Source organism: Salinimicrobium sp. TIG7-5_MAKvit (assembly GCF_049569215.1).
Lineage (GTDB): Bacteria > Bacteroidota > Bacteroidia > Flavobacteriales > Flavobacteriaceae > Salinimicrobium > Salinimicrobium profundisediminis.
In genome coordinates this window covers 3,480,760-3,499,148 of the sequence record NZ_CP145903.1, presented here as the reverse complement: position 1 = coordinate 3,499,148, position 18,389 = coordinate 3,480,760, and the positions used below count along the sequence as shown (strand labels likewise).

15 protein-coding genes are annotated in these 18,389 nt (G+C 38.8%); 5 read left to right on the top strand and 10 right to left on the bottom strand.

Annotated features, from left to right (window positions below):
* Window positions 1-40 precede the first annotated feature (40 nt).
* On the top strand, window positions 41-376 hold the full coding sequence (locus V5739_RS15690) for a hypothetical protein (RefSeq protein ID WP_423818941.1): 336 nt from the start codon (window positions 41-43) through the stop codon (window positions 374-376).
* 67 nt (window positions 377-443) lie between these two features.
* On the opposite strand, the gene V5739_RS15685 is transcribed toward V5739_RS15690, so the two are convergent.
* The 4 genes from V5739_RS15685 to V5739_RS15670 all read right to left on the bottom strand — a co-directional run bounded on the left by V5739_RS15685 (window position 444) and on the right by V5739_RS15670 (window position 3,944).
* On the bottom strand, window positions 444-992 hold the full coding sequence (locus V5739_RS15685; RefSeq protein ID WP_423818940.1) for a type 1 glutamine amidotransferase domain-containing protein: 549 nt from the start codon (window positions 990-992) through the stop codon (window positions 444-446).
* 118 nt (window positions 993-1,110) lie between these two features.
* Window positions 1,111-2,139 (bottom strand): YihY/virulence factor BrkB family protein, encoded by a 1,029-nt coding sequence (locus V5739_RS15680; RefSeq protein ID WP_423818939.1) that lies wholly within the window; start codon window positions 2,137-2,139, stop codon window positions 1,111-1,113.
* An 83-nt stretch (window positions 2,140-2,222) separates the two neighbouring features.
* On the bottom strand, window positions 2,223-2,702 hold the full coding sequence (locus V5739_RS15675; protein WP_266068643.1) for an Lrp/AsnC family transcriptional regulator: 480 nt from the start codon (window positions 2,700-2,702) through the stop codon (window positions 2,223-2,225).
* Window positions 2,703-2,780: 78 nt separating this feature from the next.
* Window positions 2,781-3,944, bottom strand: coding sequence for a M14 family zinc carboxypeptidase (locus V5739_RS15670; RefSeq protein ID WP_423818938.1), 1,164 nt, complete (start codon window positions 3,942-3,944; stop codon window positions 2,781-2,783).
* A gap of 278 nt (window positions 3,945-4,222) precedes the next feature.
* Between V5739_RS15670 and V5739_RS15665 the strand changes: the two genes are divergently transcribed.
* Window positions 4,223-4,633 carry a helix-turn-helix domain-containing protein gene (locus V5739_RS15665; RefSeq protein WP_423818937.1) on the top strand — a complete coding sequence of 137 codons (411 nt, stop codon included), beginning with the start codon at window positions 4,223-4,225 and terminating at the stop codon, window positions 4,631-4,633.
* 31 nt (window positions 4,634-4,664) lie between these two features.
* Window positions 4,665-5,039: a DNA topoisomerase IV gene (locus V5739_RS15660; protein WP_423818936.1), complete on the top strand. Its 375-nt coding sequence runs from the start codon at window positions 4,665-4,667 to the stop codon at window positions 5,037-5,039.
* Window positions 5,040-5,171: 132 nt separating this feature from the next.
* On the opposite strand, the gene mscL is transcribed toward V5739_RS15660, so the two are convergent.
* The 6 genes from mscL to V5739_RS15630 form a co-directional block, all read right to left on the bottom strand.
* Window positions 5,172-5,618 carry a large conductance mechanosensitive channel protein MscL gene (gene mscL / locus V5739_RS15655; protein WP_266068637.1) on the bottom strand — a complete coding sequence of 149 codons (447 nt, stop codon included), beginning with the start codon at window positions 5,616-5,618 and terminating at the stop codon, window positions 5,172-5,174.
* The gene (locus tag V5739_RS15650; protein WP_423818935.1) at window positions 5,618-8,299 is read right to left on the bottom strand and encodes a DNA gyrase/topoisomerase IV subunit A; all 2,682 of its coding nucleotides are present in this window, start codon (window positions 8,297-8,299) and stop codon (window positions 5,618-5,620) included. Before V5739_RS15650 ends, mscL begins: the two co-directional genes overlap by 1 nt.
* Window positions 8,300-8,782, bottom strand: coding sequence for a hypothetical protein (locus V5739_RS15645; RefSeq protein WP_423818934.1), 483 nt, complete (start codon window positions 8,780-8,782; stop codon window positions 8,300-8,302).
* A 1-nt stretch (window position 8,783) separates the two neighbouring features.
* Complete coding sequence (locus V5739_RS15640; RefSeq protein ID WP_266068634.1) at window positions 8,784-10,637, bottom strand: DNA topoisomerase IV subunit B; 1,854 nt, start codon at window positions 10,635-10,637, stop codon at window positions 8,784-8,786.
* Window positions 10,638-11,012: 375 nt separating this feature from the next.
* Complete coding sequence (gene ychF, locus V5739_RS15635) at window positions 11,013-12,107, bottom strand: redox-regulated ATPase YchF (RefSeq protein ID WP_266068633.1); 1,095 nt, start codon at window positions 12,105-12,107, stop codon at window positions 11,013-11,015.
* Window positions 12,108-12,283: 176 nt separating this feature from the next.
* The gene (locus V5739_RS15630) at window positions 12,284-13,015 is read right to left on the bottom strand and encodes a class I SAM-dependent methyltransferase (protein ID WP_423818933.1); all 732 of its coding nucleotides are present in this window, start codon (window positions 13,013-13,015) and stop codon (window positions 12,284-12,286) included.
* 235 nt (window positions 13,016-13,250) lie between these two features.
* Here V5739_RS15630 and cas9 point away from each other — a divergent pair, with 235 nt between their 5' ends.
* Together cas9 and cas1 are read left to right on the top strand one after the other, a co-directional pair.
* A complete protein-coding gene (gene cas9 / locus V5739_RS15625; RefSeq protein WP_423818932.1) occupies window positions 13,251-17,384 on the top strand; it encodes a type II CRISPR RNA-guided endonuclease Cas9 in 4,134 nt (1,377 codons plus the stop codon).
* Between the two features lie 9 nt (window positions 17,385-17,393).
* Window positions 17,394-18,290, top strand: coding sequence for a type II CRISPR-associated endonuclease Cas1 (gene cas1 / locus V5739_RS15620; RefSeq protein ID WP_423818931.1), 897 nt, complete (start codon window positions 17,394-17,396; stop codon window positions 18,288-18,290).
* Window positions 18,291-18,389: the final 99 nt, after the last annotated feature.

Genomic DNA, 18,389 nt, shown 5'->3' with positions numbered 1-18,389 from the left:
ATCATTATTTTCGCTTAGAAGGAGGCCTTAAAACTTACTTATGAAAAGAATCATTGTTGATTACAAAAAGCTTACTCCCGAAATTTTGGGATTATTAGTTGAGAAATATCCTGACGGGTATGATGATGATCAAATCATCTCTTTTAAGAATGCAAAAAACGAAACAGTTGAAGCTGTAGAGGTACGAACCGAAGACAGTATTTATCTTGTAAAAGTTAGTACCCGTCTTGAAAATTCAATGGCGAACTATGATGAAGAAGACTACGATGATTCAGATTTCAATGAACCTATTGTAGACCTTCCGGAAAAGAATGACGATGTAGAAGAAGACATGGATGATATGGATGCTGACGAAGATAATTCCGAAGATATCTAAAAGAATCTAACAAAAGAAAGCCGCCGGTAATTTATACTGGCGGCTTTTTTATTAAAAATATTACAGACTAGGCGTGCTGGTCTTCATGCTTTCCTTCTTTGATCTCTTCAATAAGTTTTGAATTAAAAGCCGGTAGATCATCAGGATTTCTACTGGTTACAAAACCTTCGTCTACCACTACTTCCTCATCAACCCAATTTGCACCGGCGTTAATTACGTCGTCTTTCATTGAATTGTAAGAGGTCATAGTTCTTCCTTCTACCACTCCTGCACTAATGAGCGTCCAGGGTGCGTGGCATATCGCAGCTACAGGTTTCTTTTGCTTAAAGAAATCGCGTACAAATTGAAGAGCCTCTTCATTTGTTCTTAGATTATCGGGATTCATAACCCCTCCCGGAAGCATAAGTGCATTATAGTCGCTCGCACTCACCTCACTAAGGGTTTTGTCAACGTTGTATTCTTTAGACCAGTCGGTTTCATTCCAGGCCTTGATTTTGCCTTTTTTGGGACTTACAATGTGAACTTCAAAACCTTCATCTTCCATAGCTTCTTTTGGAGAAGTTAATTCTACCTCTTCAAATCCATCGGTCGCTAAAATTGCTATCTTCTTATTCATTTATTTTTAATTTTTATGTTCAACAATGATTTAAGGGAAGATAGGCACTAAGCCTCTTTTTCTGTATTAAGAAACCTATAAAATCTAGAAGACTAAGGTTAAATTTTATTAAGAGGAACTATTTTTTTGCCTCCTCTTTCATTTTGCGCTGTTTTTGGCGCTCTTCCTCCTCATCAACGTGTGATTGCAGGGTATCGAGAATCCTTTTTTCATCTACCAGTTGTCCGCGTTTTTCTTCGAGTCTTTCAAGCTCCTGGTAAATGGCAGGTTCGGCATATTCGTTAGGTTCTACCTTCTCTTTTTTATACAGGGCATACTGCACGGTAAATTCAGCTCCAAAGAATACAATTAAGCAGGTATAATACACCCAAAGGAGAATTAATACTACCGATGAGGCACCACCATAGACAGATCCAGGATTACTTTGGCCAAAATAGAACCCTATGAGGTATTCGGCTACCAGAAAAAGGCAGGTAGTGAGCATGGCCCCCAGGTAAGTAGTCTTCCATCTTAGCTTAACATCGGGTAGCCATTTAAAGATCGCAGCAAAGAGAGACATAATGATGGTGAAGGAAAGGGCAAAATTTAGCACCTCCAGGAGAAAAGTGGTAATTACTGGAGCTATAGAAGCAACATAATCTTTTATAGCTGCCAATACTGCCGAAATGACCAGAGAAACAAGAAGCAGCAACCCCAGGACGAATACCATCCCCAAAGAAATTATGCGGTTAATGATAATCCTCTTCACTGTATTCTTTTTTACTGCAATGTTCCAGATATTATTCATTGCAGCTTTTAACTGGAAAAATACCCCGGTAGCACCAAAGATCAGGAAAGCAAATCCAAAGATAACAGCCCATGTAGAGGTTTGATCAAGTGCGGCGTTCGCTACCATTCCTTCAATAGCCTGGGCCGCTTCCACTCCCACAAATTCGCCTATCTCCCTGGTGATCCTGCCCTGTACAGCTTCTTTTCCAAAGAAATATCCTGCAACCGTAACAACAATAATGAGTAAGGAAGGCAGGGAGAAAAGCGCGTAATACGCTATAGTAGCACTCCTGGCCCATGGATCATTCCTGTTCCAGCTAAAATAAGATTGCTTTAAAAGCCTCCAGAAGGAGTTTAATTTCCGTTTGATAAAGCCCATAAGCTGAATGTAGTTAAAATGAAAGTAATAAAAAAACCCTCCAAACTAATAGCCTGGAGGGTTTTTAATAAGAATTTAGTACTCTATAAGTTCTCAAAAATAGAATGCATAAGCCTTTTCTTATCGTTGATGCTCTCTTCAAGAGAAATCATTGTTTCTGTACGGTAAACACCTTCAATATCATCGAGCTTAAAAATAATATCTTTTGCATGCTGAGTATCTCTTGCCCTAATTTTGCAGAATACATTGAATTTGCCAGTAGTAACGTGAGCTACAGTTACATAAGGAATTTCATTAATGCGCTCTAATACAAATTTGGTTTGGGAAGTGTTTTGTAGAAAAATTCCAACATAGGCTATAAAAGCATAACCCAACTTCTCGTAATTAAGTGTAAGTGACGAACCAAGAATAATTCCTGCTTCTTCCATTTTCTTTACCCTAACGTGCACTGTTCCCGCTGAAATATTAAGTTTTTTTGCAATATCAGTGAAAGGGGTTCGCGTATTGTCGATCAACATATTGAGTATTTGGTGATCGGTTTCATCTAATCTAAACTTTGCCATATCTAATCTTTTGAAGATTCTCCTTGTTTTTAAACGAAGTACAAAATTAATACAAAATAATTAGATTATAGTCAATATTCATTTAATATGCGGCGGATTTATTGATAACTTCTCTTTATTTAACAAAATTATCTCTACTATATCGTTTTCGATAAGCGGGGTTTCGTCGGATTTTTCTACCTCCTGGCCCTTACAATCAATTTCTAAATGCCCAAAAAAGTTCAAATCATCTTCAATAATATGTACCACGGGTTCAAAAAGTACATCTCCGGCTTTTATTTTTTCTGAATACTGTATCCCCACATCTACTTTTTTCCCTTCCACCAGTGCATTCCGAAGAATGATGTCGAGAAAACTTTTCTTGTTCCCGGGAATTTCAAAATAGTCTTCTTCTTTTTGTTGAATAAAATCTCCGGTTGCAACTGCTTTGACAGCTGTAAGTAATGATAGGGTAAAATACTTCCTGGTTTCTTCCCTCAAATAATCCCCCTGAAAATGTCCGCATTCAAACAAGATTGTTGGCACGTGCTGTGCCTGGAAGTAATCTCCTGTGCAATTAAGATTAAAACTATCATCAAATCTTCCTACCTGCCCCGGAATAACTTTTTGTAGCTCTTTATTCATTGCAGCAATGATTTTCATAGCCTTTATTCGCACTTCAGTAACCGTTCTTGCTTTATCCATTGAAGGAGCAAGAAAAGAGAGAGTGGCAGGTAGATTGAAGTCTCCCGCACCAAAGATTGTTCTTTGATCATGAAGGTTAAAACAGAAATCTGGCTGAAAGTCCTCAAAAGTTTTTCTGAGCACTTTACTTTCAGGTTCATTGATCTCTTTTGCATCACGGTTGAGATCTACTGTATTTACGTTTACACGGGTATATCTCGCTGCACCGTCTGGGTTGACCATAGGAAGTATTAAAATGGTACATTCAGCAAGTATATTCTTTACCACATCAAGTTCTTCATAAACTTTCAGGAAGTGAAGCAAGTCTACAACTCCTTTTGTGGTTGTACTTTCATTGCCGTGCATTTGCGACCAGGCCAAAATCTTCTTTTTACCTACACCCACAGTTATTCCCAGAATAGAAATATTAAGGAAAGATCTTCCAACTTCGGTTACTTGATAATGCTCTTTTAAATCTTCCAAAGCTTCTTCCAGCTGCATATACGTAATATATCTTCCGTATAAGTTTCCGGTTTTAAACTCATCATAATTCTTAAGAAATTCTTCTGTTGTCATCATGTTTACAAAAGTAAATAATCCAAAATTTACAATCGTAAACAACAGAAAATGTTTTTACTGTATACTTATGTAAACATTCAGTTCCCGTCTGTAAATCAAGTGATAGGAATATTTCCTTACAAACATTTTATATATAATAATAAGCTGTATTTTAGTCAATTATGTCGTTTTATATAAAGTTATACTACATATGATTGTTCCTGTTTAAAGCTGGTGTTGGAGAATCCATTTTAATTGATTACTTTTGTAAACAACCTATTTTTTTACTCCTGTTTACAATGGTGAACACTAAAGAATTTACAATTCGACTTAATAAGGTTATGGAATACTACGACCTTTCGGCTGCTTCATTTGCCGATAAAATTGATGTGGGCCGCTCCTCCATTTCCCATCTTCTATCTGGCAGAAATAAGCCGAGCCTGGATTTTGTCATGAAGATCATAAATGCTTTTCCGGAAGTTGAACTTTACTGGCTGCTTAATGGAAAAGGAAGTTTTCCGAAGGAAAGTTCACCTTCCAGGAATCGGGAGAAAGAAGATAATCAGAGGAAGGAATCTGAAGTGCAGGATCTATTTTCTACTACTCCCCCCGTGACCGAAAAAGAATTTACTGCTCCTTCCCTCTCAAAAAAGATAAAAAAGGTGGTCATTCTTTATGAAGACGGTACTTTTGATGCCTTTGAAAATTGAGAAGCATCAAAAAAGGTTTTAAATTTGCAGCATGAAAAAAATCTTGTTGGGCATTCTATTTCTTTGCTGCCTTAGCTCCTGTTATCAGGCAGAACGTAACTGTAAAGATTTTAAGACGGGAACCTTTGAATTTGAATCTTATCTTGAAGGGGAACTGGTAAAAACCCGTTTCGTGAGAACTGATAGTATCGAAATCGATTATTTTAGAGGCCAGGTTGATACTTCTTCTATACGATGGATCAACGACTGTGAATATATACTCTCAAATTTAAACCCTAAAAACAGGGCTGAAGAAAAGCCTATTCACATGAAGATCCTCACCACTAAAAACAATACATATACCTTTGAATACGGATTGGTGGGAGAAACGCAGAAACAGCGTGGAACCGTTGTAAAGGTAGAGTGAAGTAGTCCGTAGTCTGTAGACGGTAGTCTGTAGAATTTTAGGGTAAAATATATTTTAGGGCTTGATTAATGCCCCAAATTACTCCTTAGACATTACTCCTTAGACATTACTCCTTAGGCCTTTCCCGGGGTTTTACTTCTTTTTGAGCAGGTCGTTTTGTTCCTGCATCAATTTATTGAGGTTTGTAAGCAGCTCAATATCTTTTGGCGTGGCTACAGTCTTATCTTTAGGATCTTCGGCTTTTCTTCTAAATCTATTCATCAATTTTACCACCAGGAAAACGGTGAAGCCAATGACCAAGAAGTCGATAAATACTTCGATCATGAGTCCATAACCCACCGCAATTTCCTCTACAGCATCTACCCCGTCGGTTCCGGGGATCGCTTCCCGAAGCACATATTTCCTGTCGGCATAGGTGATCCTTCCGGTTATCAAAGAAAGCGGAGGCATGATGATTTGCTTTACCAGTACATCAACAACGCGGTTAAAAGCAGTACCAATTATGATACCCACCGCCATGTCTATCATGTTGCCTTTTACGGCAAACTCCTTAAATTCTTTGAGTAATCCCACAGCCATTATTCGTCAAAAAGTCTTATTTGAGTTTCATCTCCTCCCGGATTCTCTTTGTGAAGCTTTGTTTCAGAAAAATCTGGTGCTTTACCCTGTCCTTCCACACGCTCTTCTCCTTCCACTTCCATATCTTCGGGAGCGGTTTCTTCAGGCTCAATAAATGGCTTCGGATCCAGGAGATTTACCTGTTTTACTTTTTCTGAAGTAAGCTGGTTTCCAAGGGCTTTAATCCCTTTTATTGAAATGAATTCTTCAAGTTCAACAAGATCGTTGGGTTTCTGATCTTTCCCCCTGATTTTTGTATAAACTACTTCTACTACCGGAAGATAATCGGTAGAAACGATCTCGAGATAAGACTTGGGATGTTCACCTATGAAGTTTTCTTCTTTTTCTTCATTTTCTATAACAAAGCGTTTCACATAGAACTTCTCCTTTTCTCCTTCCCAATAAATAGCTGAAACCGGCTTTTTTGGAGACCACTTTTCAAGTACTATAATATCTTCATCAAAACGCGTAGTGAGCTCGGGTTTAATAGTTTTGGCTATACCATTTTGAGTAATAATCAAAAGCCTGTCTTCTCCCTTAAACTCGCCAAGTAAATCTCCTCTCTCGTCTACATTTAGCCTTCTCACAGTGTCATCAAACCAGATTCTTCTTGGTTTAAGTGTAGAAACCCCTTCCTCTTTAAGATCAATTTTTTTGACCGGGTACTTAGTCACTATATTTCCTTTTACCGCCCTACCCTTAATGGCCATGTCGGCAAAATCTACTTCGAATTTTAATTTCTTGATACTTCCTACCTGCCTTAGGTATACCATCACTACTTCGGCCTCGCCATTTGGATTTGCAGAAAAATAAAGCACTTCTGAACCTTTCTTGCCCTGGGTAAGATCATATTCCCTGTCGCGGGTTACCGAGGTCACTGCAAACCTTTTGATATAGGAAGCCCCACCTTTACCATCTTTATAGATCATATTATAGATGGTGCGGCGGTCTTTCTTTTTAAAGATCGCAACGTGAATAATATCTTTTCCAATAAAAGTCTTGGCGTCTACCCTGGTGACTATCATTTTACCTTCGGCAGTAAAGCAAATCACATCGTCAATATCTGAACAATCGGTCACATATTCATCTTTTTTGAGGGCTGTGCCCACAAAACCTTCTTTACGGTTTACGAATAGTTTTGTATTTCGTATAACTACTTTAGTTGCTTCAATGTCGTCAAAAAGGCGCAATTCGGTCTTTCTTTCTTTACCTTCACCATATTCTTTCTTCAAGCGGTTAAAATATGCAATAGCGTAATCTACCAAATGATCAAGGTGGTGCTTTATCTGCGCAATTTCGCCTTCCAGAGCTTCAATTTTCTGTTGTGCTTTATCAAGATCAAATTTTGAGATACGCTTGATCCTTATTTCGGTAAGCCGCACAATATCTTCTTCGGTCACTGCACGTTTCAGGTGTGTGATGTAGGGTTTCAATCCGCGGTCTATAGCTTCAATCACGCCTTGCCAGGTCTCCTCTTCCTCAATATCGCGGTAAATCCTTTTTTCGATAAAAATCCGTTCCAAAGAAGCAAAATGCCATTGCTCCTGGAATTCCTCCAGTTTTACCTCCAGGTCTTGCTTCAGTAAAGCAAGGGTATGATCTGTAGATCTTCTAAGGATTTCTGAGACCCCTAAAAAGGCCGGTTTATTCTCAATGATGATGCAGCTCAAAGGTGAAATAGATACTTCACAGTTTGTAAAAGCATACAGGGCATCTATAGTTTTATCGGGAGACATTCCCGGCGGTAAATGGATAAGGATCTCTACTTCACTGGAAGTATTGTCCTCAATTTTCTTGATCTTGATCTTTCCCTTATCATTTGCCTTAAGGATAGAATCAATTAATGTAGACGTATTGGTGCTAAAAGGTATCTCCTTTATCACCAGGGTGTGCTTGTCCAGTTGAGAGATCTTTGCCCGCACTCGCACACGGCCGCCTCTCATCCCATCATTATAATTGGTGATATCGGCAATACCTCCTGTAGCGAAATCGGGAAACAGTTTGAATTTCTTTCCCTGCAGGTGCTTTATACTTGCCTGAATAAGTTCAATGAAATTGTGAGGCAGGATCTTTGTACTTAAACCCACGGCAATACCTTCGGCACCCTGAGCAAGCAACAACGGGAACATCACCGGTAAATTTACCGGCTCTTTTTTTCTTCCGTCGTAAGAGAGCTGCCACTCGGTGATCTTGGGATTATAGACAACATCAAGGGCAAATTTTGAAAGCCTTGCCTCGATATATCTTGCTGCTGCAGCCCCATCTCCTGTAAGAATATTACCCCAGTTCCCCTGGGTGTCTATCAAGAGGTCTTTTTGGCCTACCTGCACCATGGCATCACCTATACTGGCATCCCCGTGAGGGTGATACTGCATGGTATGCCCTACAATGTTTGCAACTTTGTTATAGCGGCCGTCATCAAGATCTTTCATAGAATGCATGATACGACGCTGCACGGGTTTAAACCCATCTTCTAGAGCAGGAACCGCTCTTTCAAGAATTACATAAGAGGCATAATCCAGGAACCAGTCTTTGTACATGCCGGTTACCTTGGTAAGCACCTCGTTGTTCTCTGTATTATTCAGCTCTTCGTTTTGCTCGAACTGTTCGTCTTGATGATCGTTTTGATTCTCGTTCTCCATTTAAGCCCTCGCTTTGTTTTTCTCCAGAATTTTGGCAAGTGACATTTCTAAAGCTTTTACTTTCTTGCCCGTTAAAAAGGTGATATTATATTTATAGTGCCTGTACCCTCTACTATTCCTTGAATGAATGTAAATGTGCAGGCGTTTGTAGAAAAAATAATTCTCTATTTTAAAATTCTTCAGTTTTGACTTTGGCACTTCGGTTCTTTGTTCCCTGTAATGCATGAATTGCGACACAAGGGCACCATTGCTTTTGAAGTTGATGGTTTCTCCATCACTGTCAAATTCGAATTTTTTTCCGACAATAAAAATATAGACCGCTACTACAATAGCGATACCATTAGGAATTAAGCTACTGTAATTAAAAGGAACATCATCATATTTAAGTTCAACAGATGCAAATGCATTTGTGATAAAAACCGCCACTACAATGATATAAATTGAAGGGATAATTCCGGTTTCTTTCCTGTTGTTGAACTTCATTCTACTCGTTAATAAGATCCAGTTCCACTTTAAGGTTGTCAATAATAAACTCCTGCCTGTCGGGCGTGTTTTTTCCCATATAAAAACTCAGGAGCTCTTCAATACTCATATCCTTATCGAGCATCACCGGATCAAGCCGAATATTATCTCCAATAAAATGCTTGAACTCATCAGGTGAAATTTCCCCAAGTCCCTTAAATCGTGTTATTTCCGGCTTTCCTGAAAGTTTGGCAATAGCATCTTTTCTCTCCTGTTCACTATAACAATAAATAGTCTCTTTTTTATTCCTTACCCTAAAGAGCGGCGTTTGCAGAATATACAAATGGTTCTCTTTGATCACCTCGGGGAAGAATTGTAAAAAGAAAGTAATGAGCAATAACCTGATGTGCATTCCGTCTACATCGGCATCGGTAGCAATCACGATATTGTTATACCTAAGGTCTTCCATAGACTCTTCGATATTCAATGCCGCCTGCAGCAGGTTGAATTCCTCGTTTTCGTATACAATTTTTTTGCTAAGCCCGTAACTGTTCAGCGGCTTACCTTTTAAACTGAAAACAGCCTGAGTATTCACATCTCTTGATTTCGTGATCGATCCACTCGCCGAATCTCCCTCGGTGATGAAAAGTGTACTTTCAAGATATCTTTCTTTTTTGCTGTCTCCCAGGTGAATCCGGCAATCTCTTAATTTTTTATTGTGCAGGCTTGCTTTCTTAGCCCTGTCTTTTGCCAGTTTCCTAATACCCGAAAGTTCCTTTCGCTCCCTTTCGGCCTGCAGGATCTTTCGTTGCAGCAAATCGGCTGTTTCAGGATTTTTGTGCAGGTAATTATCCAGCTGGGTCTTTAAAAAGTCATTGATGTATGTTCTAACGGTGGGAAGATCTCCGCCCATGTCTGTAGAACCAAGTTTGGTTTTGGTCTGGCTCTCAAAGACCGGCTCCATTACCTTTATACTTATTGCTGAAACTATAGATTTCCTAACATCACTGGCCTCAAAATTCTTTCCGTAGAATTCCCGAAGCGTTTTTACCACAGCCTCTCTAAAAGCCGCAAGGTGCGTTCCTCCCTGGGAAGTATGCTGCCCGTTCACAAAAGAATGGTACTCTTCGCTGTACTGGGTTTTACTGTGGGTGATCGCCACTTCAATATCATTACCTCTAAGGTGAATGATGGGATAAAGGCGATCATCTTCATTAATGCTATCAGACAAAAGATCGGCCAGGCCATTTTCTGAATAGAATTTTTCCCCATTGAACACTATCGTCAACCCAGGATTGAGGTAAACATAGTTCTTCAGCATTTTTTCTATATACTCAGAACGGAATTTGTAGTGCTTAAAAATAAGCTCATCGGGGGTAAAAGATACTTTGGTACCTCTCCTTCTTGAAGTTTCATCCAGCTCCTCTTCATTGATCAGGTTCCCCTGTTCAAATTCGGCCGATTTAGAGCGGCCATCACGGGTAGACTCTACCCTAAAATTGCTGGAAAGGGCATTAACTGCCTTTGTTCCAACCCCGTTGAGTCCTACCGATTTTTTAAAGGCACGGGTGTCATACTTTCCTCCCGTGTTCATTTTAGAAACCACGTCAACCACTTTTCCTAACGGAATTCCACGCCCGTAATCACGTACGATGACCCTTTGGTTCTGTACAGAAATTTCTATGGTTTTCCCTGCGCCCATCACGAATTCATCAATACAGTTGTCTATAACTTCCTTCAAAAGAATATAGATACCGTCATCGGCGCTGGAACCATCCCCGAGTTTCCCAATATACATCCCGGGTCGCATACGAATATGCTCTTTCCAGTCGAGCGAACGTATATTGTCTTCGGTATATTTAGTTTCTTCGATCATAGCTGTTTCCTGCGGTTTCGTGGCTAATATAAGCTTTCCCCAAAAAAGTTGAAACCTTCGGGGTACAAAATAATTAACAATTGTTTCACAACTGTGGGTTCAAGGTTTTAAGTTTAAAGTTCCAGCTCGCAATCCAAAGAAATCCAGGGTGTGAACCCTTCTGAAATATACTTTCACAAAGTGAAAAATTCAGACTTATTAATTCCAGATTCAGGATTAACGGTCTTCGTAAAACACCTGTCAAAAATGACATTTTTGATAGGTGTTTTTCCTGTAAAATCTTCCATTACTAAAATGACCTCACAGGTTTCCAAAACCTGTGAGGTCTAATATTTTCTATAGTCTACCGTCTACCGACTATAGACTATCGACTAACTAAACGTTGAACCTAAAATGCATCACGTCCCCGTCTTTTACGATGTATTCCTTCCCTTCTACCCGCATTTTCCCGGCTTCTTTCACTTTTGCTTCGCTGCCAAAACTTACATAGTCATCATAAGCAATAACTTCAGCCCGAATAAAGCCTTTTTCGAAGTCGGTGTGAATCACCCCGGCTGCCTGTGGCGCGGTAGATCCAACAGGTATAGTCCAGGCTCTCACTTCTTTTACACCAGCTGTAAAATAGGTTTGCAAATTCAGAAGTTTATAAGCGCCGCGAATTAACTTGGCCGATCCCGGCTCGTCAAGCCCAATATCCTGTAAGAACATCTGGCGTTCTTCGTAATCTTCAAGTTCGGTAATATCTGCTTCTGTACCCACGGCAAGTACCAGTACTTCGGCACCTTCCCCTTTCACAGCCTCTTTTACCTTATCTACATATTCATTCCCCGAAACCGCATCAGTTTCATTCACATTGCACACGTACATCACGGGTTTATCGGTAATGAACTGCAAAGGCCTTATAAATTCTGCTCTTTCTTCTTCTGTAAGATCTACAGCCCTAACCGATTGCCCGGCTTCCAAAGCATGTTTCACTTTTAAAAGCGCAGCCTCTTCTTTTTGAGCTTCTTTATTTCCGGTTTTAGCCGCACGTTTTACCTTTTCCAGCTTTTTATCGGCTGTTTCAAGATCCTTGAGCTGCAGTTCCATATCAATGGTTTCCTTATCTCTCACCGGATTGATATTACCATCAACGTGAACAATATTTTCATTATCAAAACAACGTAATACGTGAAGAATAGCATCGGTCTCGCGGATATTGCCAAGAAATTGATTTCCTAAGCCTTCTCCTTTGCTCGCTCCTTTTACAAGACCAGCAATATCAACGATTTCAACCGTTGCCGGAAGCACCCGCTCCGGATTCACCAGAGATTCAAGTTTCTCCAGGCGCCTGTCTGGCACGTTCACCACACCAATATTTGGCTCAATGGTACAAAAAGGAAAATTGGCACTCTGGGCTTTGGCATTTGAGAGGCAATTGAATAAAGTTGATTTTCCAACGTTGGGTAGTCCTACAATTCCGGCTTTCATATAATATTGTTTGATGCTCTTTTTGGCGGGTGCAAATATAGGTATATGAAATGGAATTTTAAGCCGCTCAAATCCATCTGATATCTTCGGAAGATTTCAACATCAAAATCCCTTTCAAAAATGGCATTTTTGACACCTTATTTTAAGTTGGTTTTAAAGATTACTTCGGAAGTTTTTCAGGTATTTCGCCCCACCCGAAGCAGTATTGGAAAATTCACTTCCCCCACTTCCCCAAAACTCTTCTGAAGCTCTTCCTTCACAAGCTCCACCGGATTTTTCTGATGCTCCTTTTCATAAGCCTTAACGGCCGACCAGGTGTTGAGATAGCCAATTAACCTCTCAAAACTCCAGTTTTGCTTCATTTCAATCTTAGGCGCTTCAATTTCCTGAAACGGAAACGGTATTTTAAGGTATTTTTCTTCCAGGAATCTTCGTTCAGGTGCCCAGAAAGGTCCGATAATGTCATTATAAAAATGCCGGATGATCTTATCTGTTTCGGCGTTACTCCTGAAGAGGGCATATCCAAAAATGGCAATTACCGCATCCTTTTTTAGCACCCGTTTCACTTCGGCATTGAACTTTTCAAAATCAAACCAATGCACTGCCTGCCCCACCGTCACCAGATCAAAGTGCGCATCGGGAAAAATGGTATTTTCTGCAGCCTGTTTGGTGTAATGAATATTGGGTCTTTGCACCGCCTGAGACAATTGATTGATACTAATATCGGTGGCATAAACCTGTTCAAAAAAAGCAGCCAGCTCTCCCGCCACCTGTCCGTTGCCCGTACCACAATCCCAGGCCCGACCCTTTTCGCGGCAAAGCTTCCGAAGAAAGTTGTAGAGTTCTGCAGGATATCCCGGCCGGTATCGGGAATAATTTTGAGAATGAGAGGAAAAAAGGTCTTTCATAATATCACGAAGAAATAATCATAGGAATATTAAGAAAATTTTAGTAAATATGTAAAGTCATTCAAATTTCTTCCCTACAAGCCTGAGTGACAGTTATTCTTTTTGTATTTCTACTACGAAAAATATAAAAAAGAAAAAGCGACCCGCAAAGGCCGCTTTAAATGTTTTCACAACGGAATAATCCTTATTGTGAATTGCTTCAAAATTGTAAAACGAATATAGAACAAATATTTATATGAAAAAAATATTAGGGTTGGATTTGGGAACAACCTCTATCGGCTGGGCTTTAGTGAATGAAGCAGAAAGTGAAAAAGAAACTTCATCTATAATTAAAACCGGAGTGAGGGTTGTTCCTCTCTCAACCGATGAACAGATCAGCTTTGAAAAAGGACAGAGTATTACTATTAATGCGGATAGGACACTGAAAAGGGGGATGCGCAGAAACCTGGACCGCTATAAAATGCGTAGAAATGCTGTTGTAGATATCCTCAAGGAAATTAGCTTTATATCTGAAACTACAAATCTGGCTGAAGTGAATGAGAATTCAACTTTTTCTACCTATGCGGCCAGAGCCAAAGCACCAAATGAAAAGATTTCCAAAGAGGAATTTGCGAGGGTTCTTTTAATGATCAATAAAAAAAGAGGGTACAAAAGCAGTCGTAAAGCCAATAATGAGGAAGAAGGACAATTAATTGATGGAATGGCTATTGCAAAAAAGCTATATAATGAGAATCTCACCCCGGGACAATTATCTTTCCAACTTTTAAAGGATGGTAAAAAAACCCTTCCAGCTTATTATCGATCTGATTTACAAGCAGAGTTTGACACCATATGGGAATTTCAAAAACAGTATTATCCTGAGAGTTTAACTACAGAGCATCAGGAAAATCTCTATGGAAAAAATAAAGGAGATACGATTAAATACTTCGAAAAGACAATGGGCCTGGAACGTGCTGAAAATAAAGGTGCAGACAAAAAGCTCCAACCATATGAATGGCGGCAAAAAGCCATTAAAGAAAAACTGGAACTTGCTGAAGTTACATTTGTTCTTACTGAGATAAATAATCAAATAAATCAATCCAGTGGTTACCTGGGTGCTATTAGTGACCGTAGCAAAGAATTATTTTTTAACAATCTAACCGTAGGACAGTATTTATACAACCAGCTGAAAGAAGATCCTCATGCTTCTTTAAGAAATCAGGTTTTTTACAGACAGGATTATATTCATGAATTTGATGCTATCTGGAAAGAACAGGCAAAACATTATAAAGAGCTGACAACGGAAATTCGGGAACAATTAAGGGACATTACAATTTTCTACCAGCGGCGATTAAAGTCACAAAAAGGTCTTATTAATATCTGTGAATTTGAAGGAATTGAGCGAATAGTAACTATTGATGGTGAAAAAAAGAAAAAATTAGTAGGGCCAAGAGTTGCTCCAAAATCCTCTCCCGTCTTTCAGCAATTTAAAATCTGGCAGAATATTAATGCTATTCGAGTAAGCAAGCGTAATAATGAAACTGTTGTTTATGAACTTGAAGAGGAAACCAAAAAAGAACTTTTCAAAGAATTGAATTGGGTCAAACAAATGACCGATAAGATATTTCTTGAATGGCTTTTCAAGGATTCGGAGGATAATCCTAAAGAATGGAAACTCAATTTTAAGCATTTGGAGGGAAACAGAACGAATGCAGAGTTACTGGAAGCTTACAATAAGATTTTAGAGAGTGAAGGTTACGAGAAAGTAATTTTCGGTAAACTTCCTGCAGAGGATAACCTTTTAGCATTAAAAGAATGTTTTAAAACCATCGGCATAAATCCTAATATTCTCGATTTTAAAATTGACTTAAAAGGTGATGATTTTGCCCAACAACCATCATATGAATTATGGCATTTGCTGTATTCTTATGAAGATGATAATTCTCCTACTGGAACGGCCAGTTTACTTCAAAAATTACAGGATAAATTTGGTTTTAAAGAAGAACATGCGCGCTTGTTAGCTGGAATATCCTTTCCTAAAGACTACGGCAGTCTTAGTGCTAGGGCAATGCGAAAAATCATTCCCTATTTGCAAGAGGGTTTTACATATGATGAAGCCTGTTCACGTGCTGGATATAATCATTCCAATTCCATAACCAAAGCAGAAAATGAGTACAGGGAGCTGAAAGAAGAACTTGAAATTCTCAAGAAGAATAGTTTAAGAAATCCCGTGGTAGAGAAAATCCTTAACCAGATGATCAATGTGGTTAATGCCATTATTAAAGATCCCGAATTAGGAAGACCGGATGAAATAAGGATTGAATTGGCCAGGGAACTAAAGAAAACAGCTCAACAGCGTAGTGAAATGACCAATCAAATAGCTAAGGTCACAAAAGATTATCAGGAAATTAGAGAGCTTCTTAAAAAGGAATTTGGTTTAACCTATGTTAGTCGAAAGGATTTAATAAAATACAGGCTTTACAAAGAATTAAAAGCAACCGGCTATAAAACACTTTATTCTGGAACTTATATAAAACCTGAAGAACTTTTTACCAATAAATTTGATGTAGAGCATATTATACCGCAATCCTTTCTTTTTGATGATTCCTATTCAAACAAAACCCTTGAATTGCGCGATGTAAATCTTGAAAAAGGAAATGAAACGGCATTGGATTATTGTGAGCGTAAAGGCTGGTTGGAAGATTTCAAAAAACGTGTGGAGGATGTTTATTCCGCTGGAGATATTAAATATATGAACCGTAAGAAGCTTTTAATGACAAAAGCTGAAATTCCCGAAGGTTTCCTAAACCGGGATTTAGGTAATTCTGCATATATCGCCCGCCAATCTGCTCAAATTCTTTTAAATATTACAAGGAAAGTAAATTTAACTTCAGGAACTATAACTTCTAAATTAAGGGAAGACTGGGAACTGGTGGATGTTCTTAAGGAATTGAATTTTGAAAAATACAAAGCTCAGGGACTTACTTATACTGTGGAAAACAGACATGGCAAAGAATTAAACCGAATCACAGATTGGACCAAAAGGAACGATCATCGGCATCATGCTATGGATGCCATAACTGTAGCTTTTACAAAACCAGCCTATATTCAATATCTCAATAATATGAGCGGGAATAGCGATAAAGGTGGTGAGTTTTATGGGATTAAGGAAAAATATACATATCGAGATAAGGAAGGCGGCCGAAAATTCGTAAAACCATTTAATAATATTCGGCAGGAGGCAAAAAAGCATCTGGAATCAATATTAATCTCTCATAAAGCAAAGAATAAAGTCGTCACCAAGAACAAGAATAAGATAAAAGAAAAGGGTAAGGGAAATTTTAAAATCAAGGCCGAACTTACTCCAAGGGGGCAATTGCATAAAGAAACTATCTACGGAAGTTCCAAAGAATACACCACCAAACTTGAAAAGGTTGGAGGAACATTTGACAAGGAGAAAATAAATACCGTTGCTAAAAAGAAATATCGAGAGGCACTCTTAAAGAGGTTAGAAGAATTTGATAATGATCCTAAAAAAGCATTTACAGGGAAGAATAGCCTGGCGAAGAATCCGATAAAATTAAATGACAAAGGAGCTACTTTACCTGAGAAGGTAAATACAGTGACTTTTTCTAACCGATTTACAATTAGAAAAAATATTACTCCAGATTTAAAAATAAATAAAGTAGTAGATGTTGGAATTAGAAAAATCCTTCAGAAGCGTCTGGAAGACTTTGGAGGAAAAACCAAAGAAGCTTTTTCCAATTTAGATGATAATCCGATTTGGTTGAATGAGAAAAAGGGCATTCCATTAAAAAGAGTTACAATCACAGGAATAAGAAAGGCTCAATCATTACACAATGCCAAAGATCATTTAGGAAAAGAAATATTAGATGAAAATGGAGATACTATTCCTGTGGATTATGTCGAATTGGGAAATAATCATCATATAGCAATTTATGAAGGTCCACTAGGAGAATTAGAAGAAGGTGCAGTTTCCTTTTATGAAGCCGTAATAAGAAAAAATCAAGGGGAGGATGTTATCAAGTATTATAACCAAAAAGGCTGGAAATTAAAATTCACTCTGAAACAAAATGAAATGTTTGTTTTTCCTTCAGAGGAATTTGACCCAAACGAAATTGATTTTTTTGATATAGAAAATCAAATTGTGATTAGTAAAAATTTATTTCGGGTTCAAAGTATAAGCTCTAAGTACTACATATTTGCACATCATTTAGAAACAGAGGCAATAAATGGAGATACTTTTAAAAATAAAAAGCAATTATTAGGAATAACCTATCAGTTTCATCAGAGTGAAAAACATTTACAGGGAATCGTGAAGGTTCGAATTAATCATCTTGGAGAAATTGTACAAGTTGGCGAATATTAAAACAGTAATATGATCAAACGCACCCTCTTTTTCGCCAATCCGGCTTACTTAAGCACCAAAAATGAGCAGCTGGTGGTTTCTTTTCCAGAAGAGGAAAAGGAAGAAAAGCGGGTACCAATCGAGGACATAGGAATGTTGGTCCTGGAAAACCCACAGATCACTTTAACCAACGGTTTAATAACAAAGCTGATCCAAAATAAAGCCGCAGTGGTGAACTGTGACAAGCAACATCTCCCCTGCTCTATTTTACAGCCCCTGGTGGGGCATACAGAACAAACGGAGCGGTTTAGAAATCAATTAAATGCCAGCTTACCGCTAAAGAAAAATTTATGGCAACAAACAGTAAGTGCCAAAATTAGCAATCAGGCAAATCATCTTTTCAGGAGGGGCAAAGAGCATAAAAAACTGGAGCGTTGGGCTACAGAAGTCAAAAGCGGCGATACCGAAAATCATGAAGCCATTGCCGCGGCTTTTTACTGGCAAAACATTTTTGATGTTAAAGGATTTAGCCGATACCAAAAAGGCATTCCCCCTAATAACCTGCTTAATTATGGCTACGCCATTCTGCGTGCTTTAACAGCCAGAGCTTTAATTGGCAGTGGGATGCTTCCGGGCGTGGGGATTTTTCACCGAAACAAATACAATGCATTCTGCCTGGCCGATGATATTATGGAACCCTATCGCATATATGTAGATGAACTGGTATATGAAATAGTGGAAAGCGGGGAAAAATTGGACAAGCTGAATACCTGTTTGAAAGCTGAACTTTTAAAAATACCGGCTATAGATGTCGTAATTGATGATAAGGTGAGTCCGCTCATGGTAGCTATGAGCCGAACTACCAATTCGCTGCAGGAATGTTTTGCGGGTATGAGCCGGAAAATTTTATATCCGGTTTATGAATAGATCCCGACTCCGCTCGATCTGACAATAATGCTATGGAAGACCGTTTTTCACGTTTAAACCAATTGGCTATTTCGGAAGGACCGTGCCACTGATTTCGGT

Coding starts and splice junctions, on each gene's coding strand:
- V5739_RS15690 (WP_423818941.1), top strand. CDS start 41: ATGAAAAGAATCATTGTTGATTACAAAAAGCTTACTCCCGAAATTTTG.
- V5739_RS15685 (WP_423818940.1), bottom strand. CDS start 992: ATGAATAAGAAGATAGCAATTTTAGCGACCGATGGATTTGAAGAGGTA.
- V5739_RS15680 (WP_423818939.1), bottom strand. CDS start 2,139: ATGGGCTTTATCAAACGGAAATTAAACTCCTTCTGGAGGCTTTTAAAG.
- V5739_RS15675 (WP_266068643.1), bottom strand. CDS start 2,702: ATGGCAAAGTTTAGATTAGATGAAACCGATCACCAAATACTCAATATG.
- V5739_RS15670 (WP_423818938.1), bottom strand. CDS start 3,944: ATGATGACAACAGAAGAATTTCTTAAGAATTATGATGAGTTTAAAACC.
- V5739_RS15665 (WP_423818937.1), top strand. CDS start 4,223: ATGGTGAACACTAAAGAATTTACAATTCGACTTAATAAGGTTATGGAA.
- V5739_RS15660 (WP_423818936.1), top strand. CDS start 4,665: ATGAAAAAAATCTTGTTGGGCATTCTATTTCTTTGCTGCCTTAGCTCC.
- mscL (WP_266068637.1), bottom strand. CDS start 5,618: ATGGCTGTGGGATTACTCAAAGAATTTAAGGAGTTTGCCGTAAAAGGC.
- V5739_RS15650 (WP_423818935.1), bottom strand. CDS start 8,299: ATGGAGAACGAGAATCAAAACGATCATCAAGACGAACAGTTCGAGCAA.
- V5739_RS15645 (WP_423818934.1), bottom strand. CDS start 8,782: ATGAAGTTCAACAACAGGAAAGAAACCGGAATTATCCCTTCAATTTAT.
- V5739_RS15640 (WP_266068634.1), bottom strand. CDS start 10,637: ATGATCGAAGAAACTAAATATACCGAAGACAATATACGTTCGCTCGAC.
- ychF (WP_266068633.1), bottom strand. CDS start 12,107: ATGAAAGCCGGAATTGTAGGACTACCCAACGTTGGAAAATCAACTTTA.
- V5739_RS15630 (WP_423818933.1), bottom strand. CDS start 13,015: ATGAAAGACCTTTTTTCCTCTCATTCTCAAAATTATTCCCGATACCGG.
- cas9 (WP_423818932.1), top strand. CDS start 13,251: ATGAAAAAAATATTAGGGTTGGATTTGGGAACAACCTCTATCGGCTGG.
- cas1 (WP_423818931.1), top strand. CDS start 17,394: ATGATCAAACGCACCCTCTTTTTCGCCAATCCGGCTTACTTAAGCACC.